A 25,681-nucleotide genomic window follows, 5' to 3' on the forward strand; every position below is an offset into this window, starting at 1 on the left:
CGGCGTCGAGGGCCGACTCGACCGCTTCGACCAGCGAGGTGTATTCGGCGTCCAGCACCGCCGAGCGCAGGTCGCGGTTGTCTGCCTTGGTCACCGATTCATTGAACACCCGTTCATGGTAGCTTGCAATGAACAGGTGTTCAGGAAGGCGGTAGTGACATGCTGCAGCTGATGACGGTGATCAGGAAGCGCCCGGAGATTTCCACGGAGGACTTCCGCCGTTTCATGGAACTGGAGTACGGGCCGACCTATGTGGCCCTTCCCCAGGTCAAGGAGTACGTGCAGTACTACCTGACAGACCTCGCGACGGACAGCGAGGAAGATCCGATCGACGCGATCGTGCAGATCGGCTTCGAGTCGGAGAAGGAGATGCGCGAGGCCCTCGCGACCGAGGAATACAAGGAAGCGCACGAACTGCGGACGGCGTACATGCGTGAGACGTCCGTCGGGATTCATTCGGCCGTCTTGGACCGCAGGGTGCAGTTGGTCTAGGGAGCGTGCGGCAGTGCCGGCCACAGCCACTCGTTGTTGGCCGCGACGACCACAGCGGCTTGGTGGTTCCCTTTAAGCCGGTCTTGTTGAACTTAGGTTGCCGACCGCCCTGAAGTCGACAGGGGCACGAAACCTCGATCCACCGTTCCACGGCGCCCTGTTGCGTGTACTGCGCCTCTCCGACCAACCCTGTTCCGCGACCGAACGGACACCCGGGCGTGAACCGCCATGGGCGCACACCTGGAGGGAGCGTTCGCGTCCCGGCCCCGCTCCGTGCCGCCGCGCCACCCCGGCCGCACCACCCCCGCGATCGGCGCGCGCACCCGCGAGATCCTGCACGAGATCGGGCTGGACGAAGCGTTCGTCCACTCACTCGCTTCCGGGTGACAGCGGCGGACGCCCCGCAGCCCGGACCGACAAGCCGCTACGAAGTCGGCGAGCCGTCCAGAGCCGAGGCGAGGGAGCCCAGCCCGCCGATCAACTGCTCCGCCGCGACCGGCGCCACCAGATGACGGCCGACCAGAAGCCCGGGCATGAGCGTCATCAGTACGGTCGCGATCTGCTCCGGGTCCGCCTGCGGCGGAGTGATTCCTTCGTCGTGCCAGCGACGGGCCAGTTCCGCGAGACTGCCGCGCATGGCCAGATAGAACGCCCGGGTGCGAACTTCGAGTTCGGGGCTGCGCAGTGCCTCGCCCCAAGCCTGGATGGCGATGCGGGTCAGGTCGTACGACTGCCCCTCGCCGCGATCGCGGGCCTCTGCCGTCATCGCCGTCAGCACCTCGGACGGTGAAGGGGTGGGACGGCGCTCCAGGAGCCGCTCGAACAGGTCCCGGACCAGGACGAGGGCCTCGTCCGCGGCGGCGTCGATGAGGTCGTCCTTGCTGCGGAAGTAGCGGTAGACGGCACTGGAGGACATGCCGGTCGCGGCGATGACGTCGTCCATCGACGTGGCGTGGAATCCGTTGCGGGAGAAGCAACTCCAGGCACTGATGAGGATGTGGCGGCGCCGTTCTTCCCGGCGCTCCTCGCTCAAGCGGGGCATGCCCCCACCCTAAACGCAAACGCTGGTTTCCGTTACTCGCAGACGGTGAAGGCCAGCCGGGCATCCAGCGGCGGTGCGACGCGGAGCAGTGCCAGGCGGTAGGCGTCCGCACTGCCGGGCTCGGCGGTCCCGGCGACCAGGCTCTGTCCCGGCGCGTCCCGCACTTCGAAGGTCTGACAGGTGAGGGTGATCCTGCCCTGACGCTCCCACAGCACGATGAACTCTCCGCCCTCGGCTCCGAGTTCATCGATCAATGCCGCGATCAGGGGGTCACGGCGCTCGTGACCGTAGGCGAGCCGCAACGCGTCGACGGTGTCGCGCGCCACGGTGTCCCAGTCGACGAACAGCGTGCGTGCGGCAGGGTCACGGAAGAGAAAGCGGACCATGTGGCGCGGGTCGGCCGCCGGCCGCGAGGGCGGCTTCGACTCGGGCAACGGCATCGTCGTGCGGAACAGTCAGATCAAGGTGAATCGTGTTGCGCTGCGTGCGCGGTTCGTCCATCTGCTGGAACCAGAGAGACGGACCGCCACAGGACGGGTCCACCAGGTCGGCGGGCGCGGTGACGTCGTCGTACCCGAGTACCGCCTTCCAGAACGGGCGCACTGCGGGGATGTCCATCGCGTCGATCGCGATGGCAAGCGACTGAACCGCATGATGAGCAGGGTGCGCGACCGTCCGGTAGCCGACCGCGCGAACTGCCTTCGTGATAGAGCGGGCCAGATCAACGTCCTGCGTAGTCACTCGAAATGTGCCACGTGTCTCCAGCGTGAGTTCCACTCGGTCGGCGGTCGCGCGCAGGCGCAGATGGCCGTTCGCGTGTGGGCCGGCGATGCCGACCGCAGCGCGGATGACTTCGCACGCCTCGACGAGAGAGTGGACCGTGACAGCGGTGGTGAGGCAGTCGAGGAGGTACCGCCAGCCGAGGTCTTCAACTGCCAGCGACGCTTCGCTTTCCGTCAGAATCCTGTCAGCCATATGGTCATGCTCTCCGATGTCGTCGTCAAACGTCGCCGACGCAACGGTAGCCAGGGCTCAATCGGAACTCCGACCCTACGGTTCATTTGCCCAATTGCGGGCCATCTCTGTCGCGCCGCCGTCACTCCGACTCCCCGTACGATCGCGGCCGACTGTCTCGATCGTCTCGCGCCGATGCGCAGTTCCTTTCTCAGCGTCTCGGCCGAGACGGGTCGTTGGTGCAGCTCCCGATGCCAGGCATCGACCAAGCGAGCCCGCGGCAGCAACGGATCGTCGTCCTCATACAGCCGCTTGCTCTTCGCGTGACCGGCTCCCTGTCCCGGTTGACCTGCCGTCACATCCAGTCGGCCAACCGGGTGATGCACCAGGTGTCCCACCGACAGCAGCAACGCGACGGGAGGCCATCTGGCGACAAAGACCGACTACCACTCCACAGCCGGGGCTGCCGCGACATTCGCAGCCAGGGAGACCGCGATACCCAGAAGGAACGCTGACCACACCGCGCCTCGGGCGCGGCGGGTGCGGCGGGTGCGGGCTCCGGAAGGCTTCGGCAAACCGATCGTGGCCAGGAGATATCGGCCGTCCACGGACAGAGGCCACAACGAGGCGCTGACCGTGTCCGCACCACCCTGCGACGCGAACTCCCGCTGGTGAACATATGAGGCGTAGGCGGCGACCCCGGCACCACGAGAGCACGCAGAGGTCACCGATGACGCCCAACTCCTGGGCGCGCAGGCGCTCGACGAGGTGGTTGTAGCGGGCGGTGGTTATCTCCGAGGAGCGTCCCGAGCGGGCCGCGGAGATCCACAGCAGCCGACCCCAGTCGTCGGTGAGCGCGAGGAAGAGCAGGCCGTGGGCCTTGTGTTTCCCGCTGTAGTGGCGGCGGTTGTCCTTCCCGGTGCGGCGCCGGGTGCGGATCAGGGTGCCGTTGATCAGGACGACGTGGCCACCCTTTCGGGCGACTTTCTGCAACGCGCGGTCCAGGCGCTCGGCCCGCGCGGCGAGCAGGCCGAGCGCCTCCATCACCCAACGCCGCACCGTCGTGGCGGAGAACGGCGAGGACGACCGTGGCGATCCGCCCGGCCGACAGCTTGCGCCACCTTGAGCGGATCTTCTTCAGGTGACCGCGCAGCAGGTCGCCGAGGAAGGTCAGGGTGGCCGTGGACAGGGTGAGGCTCGACTGGTGGACAACCGTCTCAGCACCCCTGGCGGAGCTGGTCTTGTTTCGCATACGACATCAACTGCCGCCGGGGGCACGGCCGTTACGGCCTCAGCCGCATGACGTTGCCGCCCCGGCGCGCTCACAGCGTGGTGGTGAACTTCCCGTCGGCCAGCTTGCGCAACCAGCCCCGTTCCGCGAGCCGGTTCAGCTTCGAACGCAGCGCCTCCGAACGGGCCGGCTCCAGAGAGACCCCCAGCTCACCGCAGACCTGCTTCACCATGACCGGCCCATCCGCCCGCCGCACCACGTCCATGATCCGCTGATAGTCCGCGGGCAGGACCGTCTCGTCCATGTCCCGCTCGCGCTGCGGCACCGCCGACACCGCACGGCCCGCGACGTGCCCGGCAGGCGATGTCACCGCCGACTCGGCTTCGGTACGCACCCGCTCGGCCAGCCGACGCGCGACCCGCTCTGCGACGGTGAGTTCCTCCAGCTCGTCGCGGACCTCCTGCAACTGCTGGCTCAACTTCTCGGCCTCAGCTCCAGTTCGGCCCGGCGGGCCATGAACAGCTCACGAAGATCCACTTCCGCATCTTGGGCCACCTTGATGCACCTCCTGCCCGGGTCGTAGGGACACCCGCCTCGCGCACGCCGGGGAAACCACAGATCCGTGATCGCAGGAACGGCAGACGATCTTGAACTACGACAAGCGCCCCCGGCCAGTACGAGTACACGAGCAACGACTCACACCAGCCTCGTGACCAGCGACTTCAAGATGGTGGATCTTCAATGGCTTGGCCCGCGCGGCTGAGGTAGGGGTTGTTGGACGGATCCGGCCGGAGTTCAACACTCACGTCTCCAATGGGCTGGAGGACCGCGCGGGCGTGGTCGCCGACGCGGGCGGCGGGCGGCGGGCGGGTCAGGGGAGCCGTGGGTGGGTGCAGAGCGGCTGGTAGGGCTCCTCGGGGAGGTAGGTCTGCCAGTCGGCCCGGGAGAGGCCGGCGTCATTGGTACGGCGGCAGACTGCTGCGACGAGTTGGCGTGGGGCGATCGAGTAGCTCTGTAGTGGCACGTGGGCGCTGGTGGCGAGCAGAGTGTCGTTGTCTGGGCTGAAGGCGATGGAGTTGATCGCCTCGCCGGGGGTCGGCAGGTCCTGGCCCACCTGCTCCAGGGCTGTGGTGTCCCACAGTTGCAGGGTGCCCGCCTGTCCGGCGGCGGCCAACAGGTGTCCGTCATGGGAGAAGGCCAGCGCCAGCACGGGCTCTGGTTCGCCGTGCTGGCTGCCGGTGAACGTGCCCGCATACGTTCCGAGCCGGTGCTGGGCCGCGCCGTTCCAGATGGTGATGCGTCCCTCCCTGTCCCCCACGGCCAGGTAGCGTCCGTCGCCGCTGAAGGCGAGCGCGGTGATGGCGCTGCCCTGGTTGAGGATCCGGGTGGTGACCGGCCCGGCGGGCACGGGGGCCAGCTGTTCGAAGGAGGTGGCGAGAAACCGTCCGTCGGGCCGGAGTGCCAACTCGATTCCGGAGATCCCGGAGAGGGTGCCGATGCGTACGCGTCGGCGGGTGTCCCACCGGTCCGTGGTCCACACCGCCGTCGGGTCACCGCCGTCGGGCATCCGACCGACGAGCAGGATGCTGCCGCCCGGGCCGAGCGCGATCCCGAGCGACGGCCGGCCGGGAAGGTCCAGTCGGGTGGCACGCCGAGCCGGCACGTCGTACACGACGTACGGCTGGGGCGCGGTGTGCAGGTCGCTGCCGATGCCGAAGGCGAAGGCGCCGCTGTCCGGGCTGAACGCCAGGTTCGGGCTGTGGTCGGATTCGTCCGCGTGACCTGATGTGGGCGGTGGCAACGGCAAGGTGGTGTCGTTGAGGACGCGTCCGTGGCGCAGGTCGGTGAGGACGAAACGGAACCCGTCGGCCTTGCGCTGGGCGGTGCCGAGCAGGGAGCCGTTCGGGCTGAGGAGGCTGGCGTCCAGGCCAGAGGTGTGCCAGTCGGCATCCACCGTCGCACCCACGTCCAGTGAGCGGACGGTCGCGCTGTCCAGGAAGCGCAGCAGGTGGGTGCTCGGATCCCACCTGAGCTGGTCGGCCATCTCGTTGGCCAGCGGGTAGCGGGCCACCGGGGCGAGCGGCTCGCTGAGCCGCCAGATCACGATCTGGTCGCCGGCCCCGGCGGCCATGAACCGTCCGTCCGGGCTGTAGGCGATCTCGTTGAGGCGGTCCTCCGACAGGGTCTGGAGCTCTGTCCGGTCGGCGATGGACCAGATCCGCACCCCGCTGCTGGAGGTGGCCGCCAGTTCGCGGCCGTCCGGGCTGAACGCGAGACTGCCGTCGGTGCAGTCGGCGTGCCCGCTGTCCCAGGGGCCGGTGAGCCGCTGCTGCCGCCTGACGTCCCACAGCTGGGGCGGCTGCCCTTCCGAGCAGACCGCCACCATGCGGTCGCCCGGGGAGGCGATGGCGACCGGGGCACCGGTTGTGGGTCGCTGGAGCAGCGTCCGCCCGCTGGCTGCGTCGCGCAGCTCGGCCGAGGAGCCCATCTGGTCCACGACGAGGGTCCGTCCGCTGGGTCCGAAGCTCTCGACCATGGCGTCCTTCCCCAGCGCGGCCCCGGTCGGCCGCCCGGTGGCCAGGTCCCACAGGCGGGTGCCCTGGTAGGTGCCGAGGGCGAGGGTCCGGGCGTCGGGGCTGAGGGTGGGAAGGGCCGTGGTGCCCGGAGAGGCACCCGGATAGCTGAACCGTGAGATTCGGTGCTGGGTGGCGACGTCCCAGCTCTGCACGGTGCCGCTGGTCACGCTGATCAGCGTGCGGCCGTCCGCACTGAGCAGTCGGCTGGTATCGGGATCGGTCCCGGGATCGGTGAAGGCTTCCTGCTCTCGTTGTGCCCAGGCGCCGAGCAGCGCGGAACGGGACTCGGCGATGTCGGCGGTCCGCCAGGCGGCGACGCCGAGCAGCATGGCCTGCTGGGGATTGGTGACGCGCTGGTTGGCCGCGGCCGAGGCAACCCGCCGGGCCAGCGTCGAAGTTCGCTCGCGCGTGGCGGTGTTGTTCTGCTGCCAGGCGACCAGGCCGGCGCCCGCTGCCAGGACCAGCAGTGCGGTGAGGGCCGCGCCGAGGATCCGCAGCCTCCTGGAGATGCGCGCCGACGTCTGTCTCTCCAGGTCGCGATGGGCCGTGCCGGCGGCCAGGAATGTGCGTTCCAGCGTGGTGAGTTCATCGCTGTGGACGTCGGCGCGGAAGATCTCCTCGGCGGTGGCCAGCCGCTCCCCCCGGTACAGGGCCCCGGGGTCCTTGCCAAGTTTCTCCCACTCCTGGGCGGCCTGGGTGAGCCGGCGGTGCCGTCGCAGGCGCTCGCGGTCCTCGTCGATCCAGGACCGCAGCCGCTGCCAGCCGTCGATCAGCGCCTCGTGGGCGAGTTCGACCGCCCCGTCGTCCAGGACGAGCAGCCGGGCCTGGGTCAGACGGTCGAGCACCAGGGCCGTGTCGGCGGCCCGGCCGGATTCCAGCTCCGCGGGCTCGATGCGGCGGCGCGTGTCCGGTGCCCCGTCGCCGGGGGCGATGAGCCGCAGCAGGATGTGGCGGGCGATCCGGGCCTGGCCGGGGGTGAACCGGGAGTAGACGTCCTCCGCGGTGGTGGCGATCGCTCCGTGCAGACCGCCGGACGCCTGGTAGGCGGCCAGGGTCAGCTTCTTGCCCTGCCGTCGGCGCCAGGTCTCCAGCATCGCCTGGGAGAGCATGGGCAGGCTGCCCGGCTGCTCGGCCACCTCGCTGACCAGCGCGGCGGTCAGCGACCGTTCCACAGTGAGCCCGGCTGCTGCCGCCGGCCCGGTGATCGCCTCCCGGACCTCCTGCGCGTTCATGGGCCCGACCAGGAGATGGGCCTCGCACAGCGCCGCGGCCAGTTGGCGGTGCTCGGCGCAGTGGCCGTAGAAGTCCGCACGGAGTGCGAGGACCACCCGCGTCCCGCTGTCCGGCTCGCGCGCGGCGAGCAGCAGCTCTATGAAGTCGGCCCGCTCGCCCCGGTCCGCGCAGAGGGTGAATGCCTCCTCGAACTGGTCGACGATCACCAGGGTGTCTGCGGCGCCGCCCGCCCGGTCCGGCTTCAGCAGACCGGCGTGGGTGCGCATGGGGTGCTCGCCGGGGGTGAGTACCCGGATCGCCGCCGGGCGGAGGCGCGGTGCCTGCGCCTCGCGCAGCGGTGGGATCAGCCCGGCGCGCAGCAGCGAGGACTTCCCGCTGCCTGAGGCGCCGAGCAGGGCGCTGAACCGCTTGCGTTCCACCAGGTCCAGCAGTTCGGCGACGAGCCGGTCCCGGCCGAAGAACCAGCCCCGGTCAGTCGTCTCGAACCGGAACAGGCCGCGGTAGGGCGGGTGGCTGCCCTCCTGGACGGCGATCTCCTCGGACGCCTGACGCCAGCGCTGCTCCCACTCGGCGGTATTCCCGCCGCACGCCTCGACGTATCCGAGGAGGGCCTGGAGGGTCGGCAGCTGGACGCCTGCGGCCGCGCGGGCGAGCGTTGCCACCGAATGGGGCACTTGGCCGGCCATCTCCCGGTAGGTAGGGCTACCGGCCTGCTTGCGCAGAGCACGCAGTTCGTGGGCAAATCGCGCGACCGGTCCGGCCTCGGGATCCACCGGATTTTCCTGGCGTCCCATCGGCCGCGCCTCTCCACGTGGTACTTCAGCGAAACTCGCTGCAGCAGGGGGACGGGAGGTGAACTACGCGTCGCAAAAGCAACACAATCACGGCCCGCAGGGGCCCTGACCACGAGAGAGGCGGTCATCGGTCGTTGCCGACCGATGACCGCCTCTCCCTGTGCATGCTGGGGGAACTGCTCCGTCAGCCCTTCCAGAACAGCAGCAGCGCGGCGATCGCGGCCACGTTCGACAGCGTCTGGATGTGCTGGTCGCCGATCCACCCGTACTCCGGAGTGGCCGAGCCGTGGGCCAGCCTGTTGCGGGTCCAGCTGGTCAGGGACGCCCAGTTCCTGACCATGTCCACGGAGTTGAGGTCGAACGTTGTGCCGGTGTTCCAGTTGGAGGCGATGCGGTTGGAGATGTAGCTGAAGCGGGCACCCTCCGAGATCGCCTCCACGAAGGAGAGCAGGGCACCGGCCCGCTCGAAGCCCCGGGAGTTCTGGGCCCTCAGGATGCCGGCGTTTCTGCTCATGTCAAAGGCCCGGAACCTGGGGGTGGTCATGGTCTGGTTGGCGTACCGCGTCATGCTCAGGTAGTCGCCGCTGAACGGCAGCTGCAGATTCGACGCGATGCTGGTCGGCAGGTAGCTCTTCGCGGTCGCGTCGCCGAAGTGGTAGTAGTAGCTGAGATCGGGGACGTAGACGCCCTGGATGTACAGGTTCTCGGCTCGCACGATGAGACGGACGGACGGGACGTTGCCGTCCAGCGACGACTCCCAGACGTTGACCGAGAAGTAGTCGTTGGCATCGCCCGTGGTCATGTCCATTTTGTCGTAGACCACCCGGCTCGCCGCCCGTGCGCGAACCTGGTTGATCATGTTGTTGTATCCGGCCGCGCCGTCGCGGATGTGCCAGTTGATGTCCCGGCCGTCGTCGATGGCGTGCGCGCTGGTGGCACCGAAGGGCTGGACCAGGCTGACCATCAGCACCAGCAACACGGTGACCGCCACGGAGAGCGTCAGCTTCTTCTGGGGGGTGTACGCGGTGCCCACTAGGGGATTCGCCATGATCGGTATCCGCCCTTCCGTCAGAAGCCGCAGTCGGCCTTGCTCGCCGGGTGGTCCAGGGCGATGGTCGTGCCGACCGGGCTGCCGTCCGGGTTGATGACGTTGGCCTTGGCGTCGTAGTAGGCCCCGTACGACTTGATGTCCTTGTACCCCCGGCCGCGCCAGGTGTTGGGGACCCACCACTTGCCGCTGTAGTCGCCGCCGATCTCCCACATGTAGTGGGTGACGTGGAAGATCGGGTTGGAGCGGACAGTACGCATCAGCGGTGCGAAGTTGAGCTGCGCCTTGGTCCGCGGCGGCACGCTCAGCGAGTCGCTCTGGGTCCAGGTGCTGGCCTTGCTCCAGGACCAGGTGTGCTCGTAGCTGGCGGTCGCCTGGACCGACAGCACGTCCTTGAGGATGTTCCACTCGACGCCGGCCGAGCCGCCGACGCTGTTGGTCGTGGTGCTGGTCTTGGTGATGCTCTTGGTGATCGACTCGGACTGGGTGACCCGGTAGCCGCAGTTCATCACCTGATTGCTGATCTGCGTCTGCGGGCCGGCCCAGGTCCAGGAGGACGACTGCGGGTAGCTGCAGTAGCCGGTGAACTGCTCCACGTACGCCGGGGTCTTCAGGCTTGCCTGGTCGGCGTCGATGTTGTTGCGGACGACTGACCCGTTGCGTGTGTCGATGAACCAGTTGTGCAGGCCGGTGTTGCCCGTGCACAGGGTCATCAGCAGCTTGTCGGTGTCCCACGACTCGGTCCCGCGGATGTTGGTCTCCGCGCTGGCGGGGGCGGCCAGTGCGACCGCCGAGGTCAGGCTGGCGGCCAGGCCGATGGCGACCATGGTTGCCTTCTTGAGTTTGCGCACGTCGGTAGTCCTTGCGTCCTGGAGGGGCGTCCCCGTACGGGTGACTGGTCCGAGCGTGGAGGCGCCGGGATTTGTCTCACAGCCCGCTCATGACGCGAAACAACCGGGGTGCCCGCCGGGCGGCTGAGGCTCCCCCGCCGGTCCCGACAGTGGCACCTGCGGTTCACCGCGGCTTTACCTGGACCTTCGGGGAGCCACCTTTGGGATTCGCCGCGATGCCAGCGACGTGCCGAAGCGGATGTCGATCAAGCCGGCAGGCCCAGTTCGGAGCGGATGGCGGCGCCGTGCTGACCGGCCGACCGTACGGTTCGGGCGCGGGCGGGGTGGCCGAGAAGCGCGGTGCCGCGGCCGGCTGTACGACGCCGTCGACCTCGATGTAGGTGTGGCGGGCCGTGAGGTGTTCGTCGCGGGCGGCCTCGGCGAGCGACCAGACCGGGGCGACACACGCGTCCGTCCCCCGGAATACGTCCCACCACTGGGCGCGGGTGCGTTCGGCGAACCGCTCGCGCAGCAGCGGCCACTGCGCCCTGTCGTGCCGGGCGGGCAGTTCCGGGTCGTCGGCGAGGTCGAGGCCTGTGAGGAGAGCCGCGTAGAACTGCTCCTCCACCCTGATGTGGCTCTTCCTCTACAGTCCGACGATCAGCCCGATCGTCGACGTGGCCGGCCGTGCGGGGGTGCATCTCTCGTTGTTCGGCGGCCTCAACACCTATCTGTCGCTGGGCAACCTGCTGACCTGGCAGGGCATCGGCTTCAACATGATCCTGATCTCCGCGTCGCTGCAGGCGCTGCCCCGCGAGCTGTACGAGGCGGCCCGGCTCGACGGGGCCCGCGAGTGGCGGATCGCCTGGTCCGTCAAAGTGCCCAACATCACCGGCATCCTGGTGCTGACCGGCATGTTCTCGCTGATCGGCCGACTGCAGTTGTTCGCCGAGCCACTGCTGCTGAGGTACGTGGCGCCCGAGTCCATCAGCACCGACTTCACGCCGATGATGGAGATCTTCGACAAGGCGTTCAAGACCGGCAACTACCAGTACGCGGCCGCCGAGTCGCTGGTCCTGGCCGTGGTCACCGGCATCCTCGCCCTCGTCTTCTACCGCGTCACGAACAGGAAGATGTCATGAGCAGCGCCACCCGGGCGGCCCGCCCGCACAGCGAGGAGTACTTGCGGCGACGCCCGCAGCCCGCGCTGACCGTGTGGACGTCCGAGGAAGCCGCGGCCTGGGAGCGCACCGCCCTGCACGTGTCGGGCTCCCGTGTGGATCACTGGGTCGGAACCGGCCACTATCTCCACGAGGAGCGGGCGGAGCGGACGATCCGGCTCCTCGGAGACTGGGCAGTTGAGCCCTTCGCGTCGGGCTGGTGAGGTGGAGCACGGACAGCGGGAGCCGTGGGCCCGTCCTTCTTGGTGGTCTTGCACAGGCCGTCGCCGGGTCCTCGGTGCCCGGCGACGGCCTGTTGAGGACAGTGGGGCGGTCAGCCGACGGTGAACTCGCTGAAGTCGGCCTCCCCCGCGACGCCGGAGGAATGGGTGGTGGTGAAGACGCCCGCGTCCTGGGTCGCGGCGGCGGAACTCACGGTGGCGGTGCCGACCTTGGTCCAGGTGGTGCCGCCGTCGGTGGAGTAGGAGCCGGTGTACGAGGTGCCGGTGCGGACGAGCTTGAGCCAGGTCGGGTAGGCCGTGGTGCCGTCCGTCTCGATGTTGCTGTCCACGCCGCCGTCGCCGTTGCTGTCCCACTGGAGGGCGACACCGTGGGCGGGGGTGACCGCGAGGATGAGATACCCGGCCGACGTGCCGGTGCCGGTGATGTCGTTGCGCACCATGATCCCGGACTTCGTCCAGCCGTTGGTGGCGTCCTGCGAGGTCACCGCGACGGTGACGGTCGAGCCGTCCGTGACCGCGCCGGGCTGGTAGATGGCGCTGTACTGGTCGGTGCTGCCCCAAATGTCCGCGCCGTCGCCGAGGATAGCGAGGTCGGTGCCCGACTGGCCGTAGAGCGCGGTGGTGGCGGTGGCCGAACTGAAGGTCCGGTAGGGGTCCTTGACCGGCTGGCCGAGGACGGTGGTCGCGCCCTGGGTGACGGTGATGTTGTCGAAGACGGTGCTGTCGAGGGCGAACGGACTGCGTGAGGTGACGGCGAGCCCGACGTAGTACGCGGCCTTGCCGAAGGAGGCGATCGTGTCCCGGCCGATGACCGACCAGGTGGTGCCGTCGGCGGAGGCCGAGGCGGTGAACTTGTTGCCGGCGCGCTCCAGCCGCAGCCAGGTGGGGGTCGCCACACTGCTGCCACTGCCGTTGGTCGTCGAGGTGCCTCCGGCCACCACCTGGCGCCGTACGAACTGCCGGACGCCGGAGTCGCCGCTGCCATTGCTGGTGAGGATGGCCCCGGCGAACTGGCCGAACGGCGACAGCGACTGGGTCATGAGCAGGCCCACCTGGTCCTGCTCGCCCGCGTTGGCGCGGCTCGCGACCCGGGCTGTGAAGGTGATGTCACCGGTGACCGGGACGTAGGCGTACTGAGCGGTCATGCCCTGGCCGTTGACGTTCAGGTCCGTCCCGGCGCCACGCACCGTGAAGCTCTTGCCCGTGGCGTCGTAACTGGTGATGCCGGGCGTGCGGACGGACACCACGCCGTAGATCCCCAACTGCCGTTCGTCCAGCACGTAGTCGCCGATGTCCTGGTACGACCAGGGCGCGGGCGGTGGTGTCCCGACAGTGAGCTCGACCGTCGCGCTGTCGGTGCCGGCCGCGTTGGTCGCCGAGATCCGGACGGTGAAGTCCCCCGTGCCCGCGGGGGTGCCGGAGATCAGGCCCGTCGTGGTGTCGACGCTCAGGCCGGCGGGCAATCCGGTGGCGGCGAAGGACGCGGGGTCGTTGGAGGCGCCGATCAGATACTCGAACGGGACACCCGTGTTGGCGTACGCGGCTGACGCGCTGTCCATTTTCGGCGGGGGCGGTGTCGGCATCGTCGCGTCGACCTCGGCCGAGAGGGGGCCCGTGCCGCCCGCATTGGTCTTGGCGATCGCGTAGTAGTAGGTCGTGCCGGGTGTCCCGGTGGGGTCGCGGTAGGCGGTGTGGACGCCGAAGCCCACCGGTCCCACGCCGGTGGCGATCGTCTGGTAGGGGCCGCCCAGTGAGGTGCCGCGCTTGACGGTGTAGCGGCCGGACAGGTCCGTGTCGCTCCAGGTCAGCTCGATCGCGCTGGAACCGGCGTTCGCTGCCAGTGTGTTGACCGTTCCCTTGGGTGCGGCGACCTGCCAGTGAGTGGAGGACTTGCGGACCACGGTGACGTTGTCGAAGGCGGCCGTCCCGGTTTCGGCGTACGACTGCGAGACGCCCAGGCACGAGCAGTTCACCAGGCCGACGTAGACCGTGGTGCCGAGGTCCAGTTCGGTGGAGCCGACCTCGGTCCAGTGCACGCCGTCCGGGGAGATCGAGCCGGTGAACTTGTCCTTGGTGCGGTCGAGGCGCACCCAGTACGGCATCCGCATCCGGTATCCGTCGCCTGCCGCCTCCACGTAGGGGGCTTGCAACGGAGTCGCCGAGTCCGGCAGGGACCCCAGATTCGAGATCGGGTACGAGGCGGCCGTCGAGATCGCCGTCTGCTGTGCGGGCGGGACCGGGGTGCTGCCCGTCGCCGAGGTCGTCGCCCCGGTGGTGGCGCGAGTGGTCCACACTCCGCTCCAGGCGGTGAGGGTGAGGCCCTGGAGCAGCATCGACGCGTGCGCCGAGCCCGCTGCCGTCGAACTGCGCATCATCACGCCGACCTTGGCGTACTGCGAGCTGAGCGGATACACCACCCGTGCGGTGATGGTGACGTTCCCGCTCAGCGACATCTGCGCGATCCGGAAGCTGTCGGCGGTGCCCGCGATGTCCGCGCCGCTCGCCTCCAGGGTGAACCGCTCGCCGTCGAAGGTCGTCAGCCCGGACGCCTGGACGCTACCCACGTTCCGCGACGACCAGTTGCTGGGCAGCCCGGCCGTCGCGCAGACCTCCAGGGAGGCGACGCTCGTGCCCACCGTGTTGGTGGCGGTGACCGTGTAGTAGTACGTCGTGCCGACGGTGACCTCGAGATCGGAGTACGTCGTGGACGTCAGCCCGGTGGCGACCGTCTTGTACGTCCCGCCGCTGGTCTTGGACCGCGCGACCGAGTACGTCGCCGCCGAGGTGGCGCTCGCCGGGTCCACCGACGTCACCCAGGCGAGGTCGACGGAGTCCGATCCGTTGCTCGCCGTCAGTCCGGCCGGAACACCCGGGGGCGCGACGGGAGTCGACGAGGCCGGTGCCTCCCGCGCGCAGGTCAGGGTGGACCAGGACGGGTGGTCCTGGTCGTAGCCCTCGATGAACCGGGCCCCGTCGGTGCCCCGGAAGACCGCCTGTTTCGTGTACGGCGCCGACAGGCCGAGGACGCTCACGTAGTGCGCGTAGGCCAGCTCGAAGATGGGGCGGGAGAGCCCGCGGACGAGCGTCGTGACCGCCGTCTTGATGTACTTGCCGGTCCGGTCGAGGTCCGCGGCGAAGGGCACGTCGTCGTTGCCGAGGTTGTACTTCGCGTCGTACTCGTACCCGGCGAGGATGCGGTTGGCGGCGAAGGCGAACAGGTCGACGCCCTGGTTCCAGGCCACTTGGGAGGCGCTGGCCAGCAGGCCGAGGGCCAGTTGTTCGTGGGTCTGGTCCCGGCCGCTCTCCTGGCCCTGTCCGGTGGCGTTGACGATCCGGTGTCTGATGCTGCCGTTCCCGGCCCCGGCGGCGGCGTAGCGCACCGCGTCCTCGAACATCACGCGGTCGTCGCAGAACACGGCGATGCCCAGCACGGTCTGGATGATCCCGGCGTCCCAGCCGCCGTTGGCGAACAGGGCGTAGCCGGACTGGGCCTTGTACCAGACGTCCTTGAGGGACTTCTCGCACCGCGCGATGTCCTCGGCCGCCCAGCCGTCGTAGCCGGTGTGGCGCAGGATCTCCGCCGCGTTGACGAACTTGAACCCCTGGAGGGACGCCCCGAGTTCGCCGTCCGCGCCGGTGATTCCCTCCAGGGTCCGCGACCAGATGTTGACGATGTCGCGAGCCTTGTCGGCGTACCGGACGTCCTGCGTGATGTACCACATCAGGGCGTTCTGGTAGGCCGCGGCGGCGTCGTTCGGCGCCTGGTCCTGGTAGTTGTAGGGGCCGCGTCCCCAGGTGGTGATCTGTCCGGTGTTCGCCGCCGTGTAGTCGTAGGAGGACCGGCCGTCCGCGGCCATGGCCTGGTACCCCGAGTAGACCGGGCCCTCCTTGGCGGCGACCGCGGTTCTCATACGGTCGAGATCCTCCTGGGTGTGCAGGATCCCCGGGTGGGCGAAGGTGAAGCCGACGGGCCCACCCCCGACGGGTACGTCGGCGTGCGCCGTGCCCGCCGCGAGGAGTGTGGTGGGAGCGGCCGCTGCGATCGCGGCGGCGGTCATGGTGCCGGTGCCGCCCAGGAACCACCGGCGGCTCATGCGTCTCGCCATGTCAGCCCACCACCAGGGTGAGGGTCTGCTTGCCGGTGCCGACGGCGTTGGTGGCGCTGAGCTCGACGGCCGAGGTACCGGTGACCGTGGGCTTGCCCGAGATGGCTCCGGTGGACTTGTTCAGGGTCAGGCCGTCCGGCAGGCCGGTGGCGGCGTAGGCGTACGGGTAGTTGGACGCCTCGATGGTGTAAGCGAAGTCGGAACCGGCGCTCCCGGTCGCGGAGTTGGCGCTGCTGATCGCGGGCAGCACGGCGGTGAGCGAGGCCCCGGAGTCGACGAACTTCAGGTTGGAGACATGCTCGTTGGTGTACATCGGGACGAAGTCCGAGGTCTTGTACCAGGAGGCGTGGCCGTCGGTGTCGGAGACGAGCGTGCCGTTGATGACGAGGTTCTCGAAGGTGATGTCCTTGATGGCGTGGTTCGCGTCGTAGCCCACCATGTGCGAGGTGGCGGCGTGGGTGCCGGTGTAGCTGAGGTTCTTGACGTAGACCATCTCGATGCCACGGCCGGCCGAGGTGTTGTACGACGTGTTGAACATGACGCGCATGTTGATGAGTTGGCCCCAGCGGAAGTCCTCCACCCGGACGTCCTCGATGCGGACGTTGCGGATCAGGTTGCTGTCCCCGGGGTTCAGGGCAATGCAGCCCTGATAGTCGAGTTGTGGTTCTCGGTGGTCGAGGATGTCGATGTTCGAGATGGTGAGGTTCTCGATCGTCTCGGGACTGTCTGTGTTGCCGTGGGTGCCGACGTTGATCGGGTGGGCCACGTCCGCCCACAGGGTGGAGTTCTTGAGGACGATGTCGGTGGAGTCCCCGACGAAGTCCCAGCGGTGGTTGTAGACGGCGATGCAGTCGTCGGAGTTGCGCATGAACACCCCGTCGATCACGACGTCCTTGCAGCAGAACAGGTCGATCCCGTCGCCCCAGGTCGTCGCGGAGATCGAGCGGAGGTTGCGGATGGTGAGGTTCTGCGTCTGTCCGGCGCTGATGGAGTGCCCCCAGGGGAGCAGCATCGTGACGCCGTCGATCTCGATGTTCTCGCAGTAATTGACGCCGCAGCCACCGCCGTTGGGCGCCTGGTAGACGATGCCCCGGCCGAGCAGCTTGGCGTTCTCGACGTGGTCGAAGACCACTCGGGACGTGAGTACCGCGCCGCCGGCCAGGTAGACCGTCTTGCCGCTGGGCACGGTGAGCAGGCCGTCGGGCGTGGAGTGCACGCCGGGGCCGAAGTAGATGACGTCCGGGTCGTCCGCGCTGGGCGGGTTGGTGTCGATCGCTCCCGCGAAGAGCTGGAGGTTGTCGAAGATGTCCTCGTTGAACTCGATGGAAAGGTTGCGCGGTTCGGTGAGGGTGAAGGTCAGGGTGGCGCTGCTCTTGTCCAGCTTGTGCGCGATGTCGTACGAAGTGGGGCGGATCCGGGCCTTCTTGACCGTGTCCGCGGTGTAGGTGACGGAGACCTGGACCTCCCCCGTGAAGTCGAAGTACGCCATGGAGGAGTTCTGGGTGGTGCCGCTGCCCGTTCTCGGATCGATGAGCATGGACTTCGCCTGGTAGATGGCGACCTTGTGCCACGAGCCTCCTGGGGTGCGTACCTTCACGGCGAAGCTGTCGTTCGTCGCTATCCCGTCGGGGATGGGGTAGGTAGCCACTTGGTTGGCCGAGGTCTCCTCCCCGGTGGCGGCTCGTGCCGGGGTCGCCAGGCTGGACAGGTATCCGGTGAGGGCGGTGGCGCCCGCGGCGTGCAGCAGGGTGCGGCGGGAGAAGCGCGATTCGGGGCGGTCCATCGGGGGTGTCCCTTCTGAGGGTGGCCGCCGCCCGCGGAGGAGCGCGGGCGGCGGCCGTTTACAGGGGTGGTCGTGTGTCGGTCAGGCCCAGGCGGTGACGGGGACGAAGGAGCTGTCGGCCGGGAAGGTCCCGGCGACGAGGTCGTACGTGTCCACCCACAGCTGGTAGTTCCGGTGCCGGACGCAGCGGCCCGGGTAGTTGTGGGACACCAGCCGCACCGACCCGCTCGTCGAGCCGGGCAGGGCGTAGAAGGTGGCGTCCGCGTTGAAGGCGTCCGTGCCGTCGCTGGTGTCCAGCTCGATCCGGAACGCGTAGTGCCGCAGGTAGCGGCCGTCGGAGGACCTGAAGGAGTAGCCCTTCGAGTCGGCGAGGCCCGCCACGATCGTGAAGCTGGCCTCCGTCTTGAGCGTGGCGGAGCTGGACGAGGTGACCTGGGTCAGCGCACCGAGGTTGTCGGAGCCGTAAGTGGCGTAGTACGTCGGGTAGTTGACCGACTGGAGGGAGCGGGTCACCCCGGTGGGCAGGGTGGTGCGGGTCTGTTCGGTGGAGGTCAGCTGGGTCAGGCCCAGGTGGTCGTAGCCGCCGCTCGTCGAGCCGTAGTCACCTCCCCCGCCCTCGGGTTCGACGATCTTGGCGAACGCGGCCGTGTTGGGCACGAACAGGCCCTTGCGCACCGCGTAGTGGTTGTGGATCTGCGCCCAGATGGGACGGAGCTGGCCCCTGCTGTCGGTGGCCGGCGCGGTGAAGGTCTGCCAGCCCTCCCAGACGCCGGGGGCGCCGTAGTGCCAGGTCCAGGAGGTGAAGGGGACGTCCTCGCCGAGGTTGTAGCGGGCTACGTACTCGCACGCCTTCAGGAAGCGGTTGTTGTCGTAGCCGTACAGGTCGTAGCCCTGGTGCCAGGCCATCTCGCAGATGGTGGCCATCAGGCCGATGCCCAGCATGGTGTGGCCCTGGTCGCGGCCGCTCTCCGCCCACTGGGCCAGGCCCTGGTCGTCGTACAGGTAGGGAATGGCGTTCTCGATGGAACCCATCCCCACACCGGTCTTGAAGTAGGTGATGGCCTGGTCGATCTTGGTCTGGTCGTCGCAGAGGATGCCGGTGGCCAGGACGCAGGCGATGTTGCACAGGTCCCAGCTCGCCCAGTAGTTGCTGTCGTAGGCGCCGTTGTGGTTGACCAGGAAGTCATTGCTGAGCGGGTAGAACACATTGCGCAGGAGGTTCTGGAACGCGGTGAGGTCGAAGCCGCTGTAGCCGCGCATGATCTCGCCCGCGTTGGCGATCTCGTAGCCGTAGATTCCCGAGGACAGGAACCGGTCGGCGGAGCCGTCGAGCAGCGTGAGCGTGGACGACCAGGCGTTGAGGATGTCGCGGGCCGCGTTGCCGTGTGCGCCGACGCCCTGGATCTTCCAGCGCAGGGCGTTCTGGTAGGCGGCGGCGATGTCGTTGTAGAGGATGCCGTAGTTCTCCGGGGTGCCGGAGCCCCGGTAGATCGTGGCCTGCGGGTTGGCCGTGTAGGTGGCCTGCGCATGGGAGTTGGCGATCAGCAGCTGCCAGTCGTCCTGCCAGGGCTGGGCGGCGGCGGCCACCTTGGCGGCCATGCGGGTGAAGTCGGCGGCGGTGTGCAGCATGCCGGGGTGGACGATCGTCGCGGCCGAGGCCGGGCTCGCACTGAGGAGCGGGCTCGCCACGGCGGCGGCGCCGACACCTGCGGCGGCTTTGAGTACGGTGCGGCGGGTGGTGCCTTTCGGTGGTGGTGCGGCTCTTTCTGTCACGTCGGGCTCCTTTGCCCTGTGAGTTGGTGCTGTGAGGGGGGTCCGTCAGGACGGCTGGTTGCCGCCCCGGAGAGCGGGCGTACGGTCCGCTCGCAGACGCAGGCCGAACGCGGCGTCGCGATCGCAGCGCAGTCGGCCTTCGTGCACCGCCAGCGGGGCGACCTGAACGCAGGAGCGCTGCCCGTCGGCGGAGTGGGTGAAGTAGAAGAGGTAGGCGTCGTCCTCGCCCTGGGAGAGCGCGAAGGCGTGGTGGCCGTCTCCGTCGTCACCGGGGCGCAGGCCCTTGCCCGCGAGGAGCGGCTCGTCCTGCCGCGTCCAGTGGGTCAGGTCGTCGGAGCGGTAGACCAGCAGGCCGGACCAGAAGTCGGTGACCATCCAGTAACTGCCCTGGTGGCGAAAGACGTTGGGGCCCTCCTGCGCCTGGTCGTCCAGTGCGCGGCCGATGGGCCGCCAGGTGAACAGGTCGGCCGAGTCCGCCGCGTGGATGCGGTTGCCGTCGGCCTCGTCCTTGTGCCACATGCGCCAACCGCCGTCGGGAAGCGGCCATACGCAGGCGTCGATGACCCGATCGCTGGACAGCTTCAGCACCGACTCGAACCGCCAGTTCACGAGGTCCCGGGAAGTGTGGTGCAGGATGCGCCGGTCGGCGTCCCAGTCGGTGGGCACTCCGGGGACGTAGGAGACGTACATGTGGTAACTGCCGTCGTGCCAGAGGATCTCCGGTGCCCAGTAGGTGTTGCGGCCCGGCTCGTGGGCGAGACCCTGGGCGATGCCGCGGTAGGTCCAGGTGCGGCCGTCGTCCGCGCTGGTGGCGATGCCGTTGTCGGTGCCGTGCACCCAGCCGACGCCCTCGGTGGCGAGGTTCGCCCGGCGAGCGGTGTAGAACATCCACCAGCCGCCGGTCTCCCGGTCGCGGATGAGTGTCGGGTCGGCGGCACCGTCATGGACCGGGTCCCGGAAGAGCGGGGCGGCGGGGGCGAGGGGCGGGGTCACTGCTGAAGGCTCCTTGTCGGTTTCTCGGTGCCGGGCGGGCGGAACGGGGGCGGCTGCGCGTGTCAGGCGTAGAAGTCGCGCTGCCAGCGGTGCTTGGCCAGGACCGCCAACTGCTCGGCGGTCAGCGGCGGTTGGTCTCCGACCGCGGCGTTCCGCTCGACGTTCCTGATGTCGCGCATGCCGACGATGACGCTGGAGACGGCCGTGCCGGCGAGGGCGAAGCGCAGCGCGGTTTCCGCGATCTCGTCCGGTGCGATGCCCAAGTCGTCGACGATCGCGCCGACATGGCGGGCGACCCGGGCGGGCCTGTCGTCGCGGAAGTACCAGTTGCGCCAGTCGTCCTCGGGGAAGGTGACGCCGGGCCTGATCCGTCCGGTCAGGCCGCCCTCGTCCAGGGCGACCCGGGCGATCACGCCGACGCCGTACTCCTGGCAGGCCGGCAACAGGGCGTCCGACGGGGCCTGTTCGAAGATGTTGTAGATGACCTGGACGGTGTCCAGGACTCCGGTGCGGACCAGGGCGAGCGCGTTGTCCGGCTGATGGTCGTTGACCGAGATGCCGAACAGGCCGATCTTTCCCTCGCGTTTGAGATCCTCGACGGTCTCCAGCCAGTCGCCGCGGCCGGTCCATTCGTCGTGCCAGACGTGGAGTTGGAGGAGGTCGACGCGCTCCAGGCCCAGCGCGGCGAGACTGGTCTCCACGCTCTCGCGCAGGTGCGAACCGGGGTAGGCGTCCGTAGGGTCGATGCCGCGCGAGTCGGGGCCCGCCGGGATCTTCGGTCCCGCCTTGGTCGCCACGAACACCCCGTCGCCGCCCGCCCGTTCGCGCAGGGCACGGCCGATGACGTGCTCGCTCCGCCCGTAGCCGCGTGCGGTGTCGATGAGGTTCACGCCGAGGTCGATCGCCCGGTGCAGGGCACGCACGGACTCGGCCTCCGTCGCGCCCTTCCAGGCGTTCTGCCCGATGCCCCAGGCGCCGTAGCCGATCTCCGAGACGGAGCTCCCGCTGCGGCCCAGCTGTCTGTAGCGCATCTCAGGCTCCCGTCACTTGGGTGGTGCCCTCCACACGGAGGACCGTGAAGGAGCGGGGTGGCACGGCGCAGTCGAAGGCGACCCCGGCCGCGATGTACGAGGTGTGAGGGGTGGTACGGCGGTCCGTGAACTCGCCGGTCAGGACGGTCCTCGTGGCGTGGGAGGGGGCGCGGTCCGTCCCGTCGAGGCGGATGTCGGCCGTGACTTCGTACGGGGTCAGGTTGGCGATCTTCACGAGCAGATCGCCGGAGGTCGTGTCCCGCACCGTGGAGACGGAGAAGGTCTCAGGATCGGTCCTGTCGTCCTCGGTCTCGTGGATCAGGACGCCGTCGAGGAGGCAGCGGAGGAGCGGTCCGGCGACCTCGATCCGGATGTCGTACCAGCGGCCCGTCTCGATCGGCCCCGGCACCCGGTCGACGTCTTCGGCGATGCCGTCGCACACGCGCTGGAGGGTCAGGCTCTGGTTGTGCCAGCCGCCCAGGCTCCAGATGTAGTGGTCGGGCGTGTCCACCGCGCCGAAGCCGACGACGAAGCCCTCCTCTCCCCCGGTCTTGCGCGCCTGGACCTCAAGGACGTAGTCCGATCCACCGCTGGTCACCTGAAGTCCCCGGTACTCGGCCCGGGTGTCGACGGTGCTGAGGCGCACGCCACCGCCGCGCAGCGGGTCCGGCGGGGGTGTGGTGGCCGGAGCGCCGGTCAAGGTGTGCGGCAGGTACTCGTCCCCGTGGTGGGTGGAGTGCATGCGCTGTACGTGGTAACTCGGGGTCAGCCGCACGTCGTTGTTGTCGAAGTGGACGAGGTCCACGGTCCACTGTGTGTGGCCCGACCTGGCGAGCAGGGGGGCGTACGAGGCCAGGGCCACGATGTCACCGTTGCGCTCCAGGGCGTTCATGTACGTCGCCTCGGCGAGCGCGTTGAGCAGGGTGTCCCCCTTGGACGCCCACTCGCCGAGGTACACCCTCGGTTCGCCCCGGTCGTAGGTGTCGTACCGGGTGGTGTTCTGGAGGAACCAGCGCGGGCTGAGGTAGGCGTGCTCGTCGACCACCGCGAGGTCGAGCTTGCGGGCGAACTCCCAGCCCTCCCGGAAGTCGGCACCGGCCGGGTCCGGCCCTGCCGTACCGATGATCGAGATGTCCGGATGCCGGTCCGCGAGTGCCGTGCGGATCATCTCGAACCGTTCCCGGAAGGCCGGGGTGATCTCGTCCTCGTTCCCCACGCCGAGGTACTCCAGGCCGAACGGCTCGGGGTGGCCGGCGGCGGATCGCTGGGCACCCCACGGGGAGTCGGCTGGCCCGTTGGCGTATTCGACGAGATCGAGGACGTCCTGGACGTACGCGGGCATCTCGTCCATCGGGACGCCCTGTTGGCCGCGCGGGGTGTTCTGGCAGCAGACGCCCGCGGCCACCACCGGCAGCGGCTTCGCGCCGATGTCCTCGCAGAACTGGAAGTACTCGAAGTAGCCGAGCCCCGCAGACTGGTGATAGCCCCACAGATTCGGCTGCTGGCGTCGCGATTCGAGCGGTCCGATGGTGTCCTTCCATCGGTACACGTTCCCGAGCCCGAGGCCGTGGGCGACACAACCACCGGGAAAGCGGAGGAACTTGGGCTCAAGGTCGGCGATCGTCTGTGCCAGGTCGGCGCGCAGACCGTTGCGTCTGCCTCGGAAGGTGTGCTGCGGAAAGAGGGAGATCAGGTCGAGATGAACGGTGCCGGGGGCGGTGGCGAGCACGAGCAGCCGGGCCTCGGGGTCGGTCGCGGTGGCGGTGGCGGTGAGTACCGCCTCGTGATGTGTCCAGGTGTCCTTCAGTCCGTCGAGCCGCACTTCGGCGTACGTGCCGCCGAAGCCGGCCAACCGGACGACCAGCGAGGTCGGTTCGCCCTCCGGCCGACGAGCGAAAAGACTCAGGTCGTACGACGCGCCCGCCTCGACCGGGACGCCGTCGAAGCCGCGGTTGAGCAGACCCACGCCCTCGCCCGGGTTGGTCACCTCCACCACCGCGTAGTGAGGGTTGGCCGGATGGAGCGGATCGGCCCTCTCCGTGCGCAACTCGCCGCGTCCGCCACCGAGTTCGACCGCGTCCCAGGCGGTCAGGGAGTGCCATCCGGGCGCGTCCTCGGCGGTGTACTCGAAGGAGCGGTTCTGGACGAGTTCGGCGTACAGCCCGCCGTCCGCCGCGTAGTTGATGTCCTCGAAGAAGGCGCCGAACAGATCCCGGCTGATGGGCCGTCCGGCGCCGGGGCGCGCGTCGACACGGATCCTCGTACGGGCAGGTGTACGGGCCGTCGTCCGCGTCGTCATCCGGCGCTCCCCGTGAACGCGGTCGCCACGGCGGCGCCTTCGCGGACGAAGACCGGGATGCGCTCCAGCGGCGCGGGCACCTCCAACGTCGTGCCGCCCTCGTGGAGTTCACCGTTGACCGTGTCGGTCCAGCGGGCGCCGGCCGGAAGGTAGACCGCGCGGACCCGGGCGCCCGCCTCGGTGACCGGGGCGACGAGGACGTCGGGGCCGAGCAGGAACTGGTCGTCGACACTCCAGGCGTGTTCGTCGTCCGGGAAGTCGAAGAACAGCGGGCGCATGACGGGGGCGCCGGTGCGGTGCGTGGCCTCGGAGAGTTCCAGCAGGTACGGGCGAAGGCGCTCACGGAGGTGCAGATGCGCGGACAGGATCGGATACGCCTCCCGTCCGTAGGACCAGACTTCGTTCGGCCCACCGGTCATGTCTGCTGAGAAAGTGGGCCAGTTGGGCTGTCGGTCGCCGTGCAGCCGCATGACCGGGCTGAAGGCGCCGTACTGGAACCAGCGGACCATGACCTCCTGGTACGCCGGGTCGGTGGGGTCGCCGCCGCCGAAGCCGCCGATGTCCGTGTTCCACCAGGGGATGCCGCTCATCGCGACGTTCAGCCCGGCCCGCACCTGCTGGGCGAGGGACTCGAAGGTGGGGCGGATGTCGCCGGACCACAAGGCGGCGCCGTAGCGCTGGCTGCCGGCCCAGGCGGAGCGGATCAGGCTGAACGGGCGGTCGTCGCCGTCCTGTTGAAGCCCTTCGGCCACGGCGCGTGCCTGCGCCAGCCCGTACAGGTTGCCGACCTGGATGCCGGGGCCCACCGCGTAGACCGCGCGGGCGGCCAGTTCCGGGGTCAGGTCGGGCTCGCATGCGTCCAGCCAGAACGCGGCGACGCCCAACTCGCGGTAGTGCTCGCGCAGTTGCTGCCAGAGGTAGCGGCGGGCACCGGGTTCCGTGGAGTCGAGATACGCCATCGGCTGGTGGTCCGCACCGTGGCCGCGGGACGGCCAGGGGAAGGTCAACAGGCCGCCGTGGCGGTCACCGACGAGAAGTCCCGCGTCGCGCAGAGCGGTGTAGTTGACGCTGCCGGGCTCCACCGTGGGCCAGACGGACACGGCGAGCTTGACGCCGAGTGTCTCCAACTCCTTGACCATGCCCTCGGGGTCGGGCCAGTCGGTCCGGTCGAAGTCCCAGTCGCCCATGTGGGTCCAGTGGAAGAAGTCGCAGATGATCGTGGCCAGCGGCAGTCCACGCTGCTTGTACTCCCGTGCCACGGCGAGGAGTTCGTCCTGGGTGCGGTAGCGCAGCTTCGACTGCCAGAAGCCCGTGGCCCATTCGGGCACCAGGGGTGGGTGGCCGGTGACGTCCGCGTAGGCCCGCATGATCTCGGCGGGGGTGTCGCCCGCGGTGATCCAGTAGTCGAGTTGGCGTGCTTCGTCCGCGACCCAGCGGGTCGTGTCGCCGCCCAACTCGACCCGGCCCATCGCGGGGTTGTTCCACAGCAGGCCGTAGCCGCGGGAGGAGTGCAGGAAGGGTATGGATACGAGGGTGTTGCCCTGCACCAGGTCGATCACCAGCCCCTTCTGGTCGAGGCGGCCGTGCAGATGCTGGCCGAGGCCATGGATGCGCTCACCGTCGTACGCCTCGAAGCTCTGCTCGATGCGATAGGCGCCGTCGCCGAGCGGCGCGAACGTGCGCGGCTCCGGGTACCAGGTGTACGGGCGCTTGTCGGCGAGGAGTTCGCGGCGGGTCGCGGTGTGCAGGAAGCGGAGCTTGCCGTCCTCGTCGGCCTCGACGGTGATACGACCGTTGACGAGCCGGGCGGTGCCGTCCGGGTGCGCGATCGCGGTGGCGGTGGAGTCGGGCGGAGGGATGTCGAGGGCGCCGGGCAGCGTCGCGTCGATTCCTTCTACGGCGCCGACCTCGTCGGCGTGGGTGACGCTGCTGCCGTCCAGGCTGCGGCCGGCGATCGTGTCGTCCGGGTTCCGGAGGGCTCGGGCACGGACCCGTACCGCGTGCGGGCCCCAGGGTTCGACGACGAGGATCTCGTGCGGGGCGCGCCGTTCCAGGGCGCCGTCCTGAGCGGTGAAGACAGTCATGGATCCGGGG

Annotated in this window: 20 protein-coding genes and 1 pseudogene; 4 read left to right on the forward strand and 17 right to left on the reverse strand. The window is 69.1% G+C overall.

Annotated features, from left to right (window positions below; genetic code table 11):
* The first annotated feature begins 159 nt into the window (after window positions 1-159).
* Window positions 160-492 (forward strand): EthD domain-containing protein, encoded by a 333-nt coding sequence (locus tag SPR02S_RS43745; RefSeq protein WP_019063378.1) that lies wholly within the window; start codon window positions 160-162, stop codon window positions 490-492.
* 228 nt (window positions 493-720) lie between these two features.
* Window positions 721-879: a hypothetical protein gene (locus tag SPR02S_RS63610; RefSeq protein ID WP_019063379.1), complete on the forward strand. Its 159-nt coding sequence runs from the start codon at window positions 721-723 to the stop codon at window positions 877-879.
* A gap of 37 nt (window positions 880-916) precedes the next feature.
* Here the strand turns inward: SPR02S_RS63610 and SPR02S_RS43755 are convergent, their stop codons facing one another.
* The 10 genes and pseudogenes from SPR02S_RS43755 to SPR02S_RS43790 all read right to left on the reverse strand — a co-directional run bounded on the left by SPR02S_RS43755 (window position 917) and on the right by SPR02S_RS43790 (window position 10,828).
* The gene (locus tag SPR02S_RS43755; RefSeq protein WP_019063380.1) at window positions 917-1,534 is read right to left on the reverse strand and encodes a TetR/AcrR family transcriptional regulator; all 618 of its coding nucleotides are present in this window, start codon (window positions 1,532-1,534) and stop codon (window positions 917-919) included.
* A 32-nt stretch (window positions 1,535-1,566) separates the two neighbouring features.
* Window positions 1,567-1,920 carry an MmyB family transcriptional regulator gene (locus SPR02S_RS57620; protein ID WP_019063381.1) on the reverse strand — a complete coding sequence of 118 codons (354 nt, stop codon included), beginning with the start codon at window positions 1,918-1,920 and terminating at the stop codon, window positions 1,567-1,569.
* Window positions 1,898-2,509 (reverse strand): 4a-hydroxytetrahydrobiopterin dehydratase family protein, encoded by a 612-nt coding sequence (locus tag SPR02S_RS57625; RefSeq protein ID WP_019063382.1) that lies wholly within the window; start codon window positions 2,507-2,509, stop codon window positions 1,898-1,900. Before SPR02S_RS57625 ends, SPR02S_RS57620 begins: the two co-directional genes overlap by 23 nt.
* 422 nt (window positions 2,510-2,931) lie before the next feature.
* Complete coding sequence (locus tag SPR02S_RS65300) at window positions 2,932-3,216, reverse strand: DUF2637 domain-containing protein (protein WP_245607722.1); 285 nt, start codon at window positions 3,214-3,216, stop codon at window positions 2,932-2,934.
* 73 nt (window positions 3,217-3,289) lie between these two features.
* Window positions 3,290-3,532: pseudogene (locus SPR02S_RS66320) on the reverse strand (IS5/IS1182 family transposase); the annotation flags it as partial.
* Window positions 3,533-3,810: 278 nt separating this feature from the next.
* Window positions 3,811-4,197: a hypothetical protein gene (locus SPR02S_RS61065; protein ID WP_019063383.1), complete on the reverse strand. Its 387-nt coding sequence runs from the start codon at window positions 4,195-4,197 to the stop codon at window positions 3,811-3,813.
* Between the two features lie 393 nt (window positions 4,198-4,590).
* Complete coding sequence (locus SPR02S_RS43775; RefSeq protein ID WP_026151419.1) at window positions 4,591-8,322, reverse strand: WD40 repeat domain-containing protein; 3,732 nt, start codon at window positions 8,320-8,322, stop codon at window positions 4,591-4,593.
* Window positions 8,323-8,506: 184 nt separating this feature from the next.
* Window positions 8,507-9,370, reverse strand: a complete 864-nt coding sequence (locus SPR02S_RS43780) for a ribosome-inactivating family protein (RefSeq protein WP_078623171.1) — start codon at window positions 9,368-9,370, stop codon at window positions 8,507-8,509.
* A 20-nt stretch (window positions 9,371-9,390) separates the two neighbouring features.
* On the reverse strand, window positions 9,391-10,221 hold the full coding sequence (locus SPR02S_RS43785; protein ID WP_019063386.1) for a hypothetical protein: 831 nt from the start codon (window positions 10,219-10,221) through the stop codon (window positions 9,391-9,393).
* Between the two features lie 163 nt (window positions 10,222-10,384).
* Window positions 10,385-10,828 (reverse strand): CoA transferase, encoded by a 444-nt coding sequence (locus SPR02S_RS43790; protein WP_019063387.1) that lies wholly within the window; start codon window positions 10,826-10,828, stop codon window positions 10,385-10,387.
* A gap of 4 nt (window positions 10,829-10,832) precedes the next feature.
* Here SPR02S_RS43790 and SPR02S_RS57635 point away from each other — a divergent pair, with 4 nt between their 5' ends.
* Both SPR02S_RS57635 and SPR02S_RS43800 read left to right on the forward strand, forming a co-directional pair.
* A complete protein-coding gene (locus SPR02S_RS57635; protein ID WP_019063388.1) occupies window positions 10,833-11,342 on the forward strand; it encodes a carbohydrate ABC transporter permease in 510 nt (169 codons plus the stop codon).
* Window positions 11,339-11,584 carry a hypothetical protein gene (locus tag SPR02S_RS43800; protein WP_019063389.1) on the forward strand — a complete coding sequence of 82 codons (246 nt, stop codon included), beginning with the start codon at window positions 11,339-11,341 and terminating at the stop codon, window positions 11,582-11,584. Before SPR02S_RS57635 ends, SPR02S_RS43800 begins: the two co-directional genes overlap by 4 nt.
* A gap of 110 nt (window positions 11,585-11,694) precedes the next feature.
* Here the strand turns inward: SPR02S_RS43800 and SPR02S_RS43805 are convergent, their stop codons facing one another.
* The 7 genes from SPR02S_RS43805 to SPR02S_RS43835 all read right to left on the reverse strand — a co-directional run bounded on the left by SPR02S_RS43805 (window position 11,695) and on the right by SPR02S_RS43835 (window position 25,671).
* On the reverse strand, window positions 11,695-15,708 hold the full coding sequence (locus SPR02S_RS43805) for a putative Ig domain-containing protein (protein WP_306305761.1): 4,014 nt from the start codon (window positions 15,706-15,708) through the stop codon (window positions 11,695-11,697).
* 1 nt (window position 15,709) lies between these two features.
* Complete coding sequence (locus SPR02S_RS43810; protein ID WP_019063391.1) at window positions 15,710-17,491, reverse strand: putative Ig domain-containing protein; 1,782 nt, start codon at window positions 17,489-17,491, stop codon at window positions 15,710-15,712.
* Between the two features lie 81 nt (window positions 17,492-17,572).
* A complete protein-coding gene (locus SPR02S_RS57640) occupies window positions 17,573-19,264 on the reverse strand; it encodes an AbfB domain-containing protein (RefSeq protein ID WP_019063392.1) in 1,692 nt (563 codons plus the stop codon).
* Between the two features lie 45 nt (window positions 19,265-19,309).
* Window positions 19,310-20,257 (reverse strand): glycoside hydrolase family protein, encoded by a 948-nt coding sequence (locus SPR02S_RS43820; RefSeq protein ID WP_019063393.1) that lies wholly within the window; start codon window positions 20,255-20,257, stop codon window positions 19,310-19,312.
* A gap of 62 nt (window positions 20,258-20,319) precedes the next feature.
* Window positions 20,320-21,288, reverse strand: coding sequence for an aldo/keto reductase (locus SPR02S_RS43825; RefSeq protein WP_019063394.1), 969 nt, complete (start codon window positions 21,286-21,288; stop codon window positions 20,320-20,322).
* Window position 21,289: 1 nt separating this feature from the next.
* Window positions 21,290-23,587: an alpha-L-arabinofuranosidase family protein gene (locus tag SPR02S_RS57645; RefSeq protein ID WP_019063395.1), complete on the reverse strand. Its 2,298-nt coding sequence runs from the start codon at window positions 23,585-23,587 to the stop codon at window positions 21,290-21,292.
* Window positions 23,584-25,671 (reverse strand): glycoside hydrolase family 31 protein, encoded by a 2,088-nt coding sequence (locus SPR02S_RS43835; protein WP_019063396.1) that lies wholly within the window; start codon window positions 25,669-25,671, stop codon window positions 23,584-23,586. Before SPR02S_RS43835 ends, SPR02S_RS57645 begins: the two co-directional genes overlap by 4 nt.
* Between the last annotated feature and the right edge of the window lie 10 nt (window positions 25,672-25,681).

Origin of the sequence: Streptomyces prunicolor NBRC 13075, from assembly GCF_000367365.1 — a bacterium.
In the GTDB taxonomy this organism is placed as follows: Bacteria; Actinomycetota; Actinomycetes; order Streptomycetales; family Streptomycetaceae; genus Streptomyces; species Streptomyces prunicolor.

Bases quoted from the DNA above. Each gene is read 5' to 3' on its own strand.
- SPR02S_RS43745 (WP_019063378.1), top strand. From the start codon at position 160: ATGCTGCAGCTGATGACGGTGATCAGGAAGCGCCCGGAGATTTCCACG.
- SPR02S_RS63610 (WP_019063379.1), top strand. From the start codon at position 721: ATGGGCGCACACCTGGAGGGAGCGTTCGCGTCCCGGCCCCGCTCCGTG.
- SPR02S_RS43755 (WP_019063380.1), bottom strand. From the start codon at position 1,534: ATGCCCCGCTTGAGCGAGGAGCGCCGGGAAGAACGGCGCCGCCACATC.
- SPR02S_RS57620 (WP_019063381.1), bottom strand. From the start codon at position 1,920: ATGGTCCGCTTTCTCTTCCGTGACCCTGCCGCACGCACGCTGTTCGTC.
- SPR02S_RS57625 (WP_019063382.1), bottom strand. From the start codon at position 2,509: ATGGCTGACAGGATTCTGACGGAAAGCGAAGCGTCGCTGGCAGTTGAA.
- SPR02S_RS43775 (WP_026151419.1), bottom strand. From the start codon at position 8,322: ATGGGACGCCAGGAAAATCCGGTGGATCCCGAGGCCGGACCGGTCGCG.
- SPR02S_RS43780 (WP_078623171.1), bottom strand. From the start codon at position 9,370: ATGGCGAATCCCCTAGTGGGCACCGCGTACACCCCCCAGAAGAAGCTG.
- SPR02S_RS57635 (WP_019063388.1), top strand. From the start codon at position 10,833: ATGTGGCTCTTCCTCTACAGTCCGACGATCAGCCCGATCGTCGACGTG.
- SPR02S_RS43800 (WP_019063389.1), top strand. From the start codon at position 11,339: ATGAGCAGCGCCACCCGGGCGGCCCGCCCGCACAGCGAGGAGTACTTG.
- SPR02S_RS43805 (WP_306305761.1), bottom strand. From the start codon at position 15,708: ATGGCGAGACGCATGAGCCGCCGGTGGTTCCTGGGCGGCACCGGCACC.
- SPR02S_RS43810 (WP_019063391.1), bottom strand. From the start codon at position 17,491: ATGGACCGCCCCGAATCGCGCTTCTCCCGCCGCACCCTGCTGCACGCC.
- SPR02S_RS43825 (WP_019063394.1), bottom strand. From the start codon at position 21,288: ATGCGCTACAGACAGCTGGGCCGCAGCGGGAGCTCCGTCTCGGAGATC.
- SPR02S_RS57645 (WP_019063395.1), bottom strand. From the start codon at position 23,587: ATGACGACGCGGACGACGGCCCGTACACCTGCCCGTACGAGGATCCGT.
- SPR02S_RS43835 (WP_019063396.1), bottom strand. From the start codon at position 25,671: ATGACTGTCTTCACCGCTCAGGACGGCGCCCTGGAACGGCGCGCCCCG.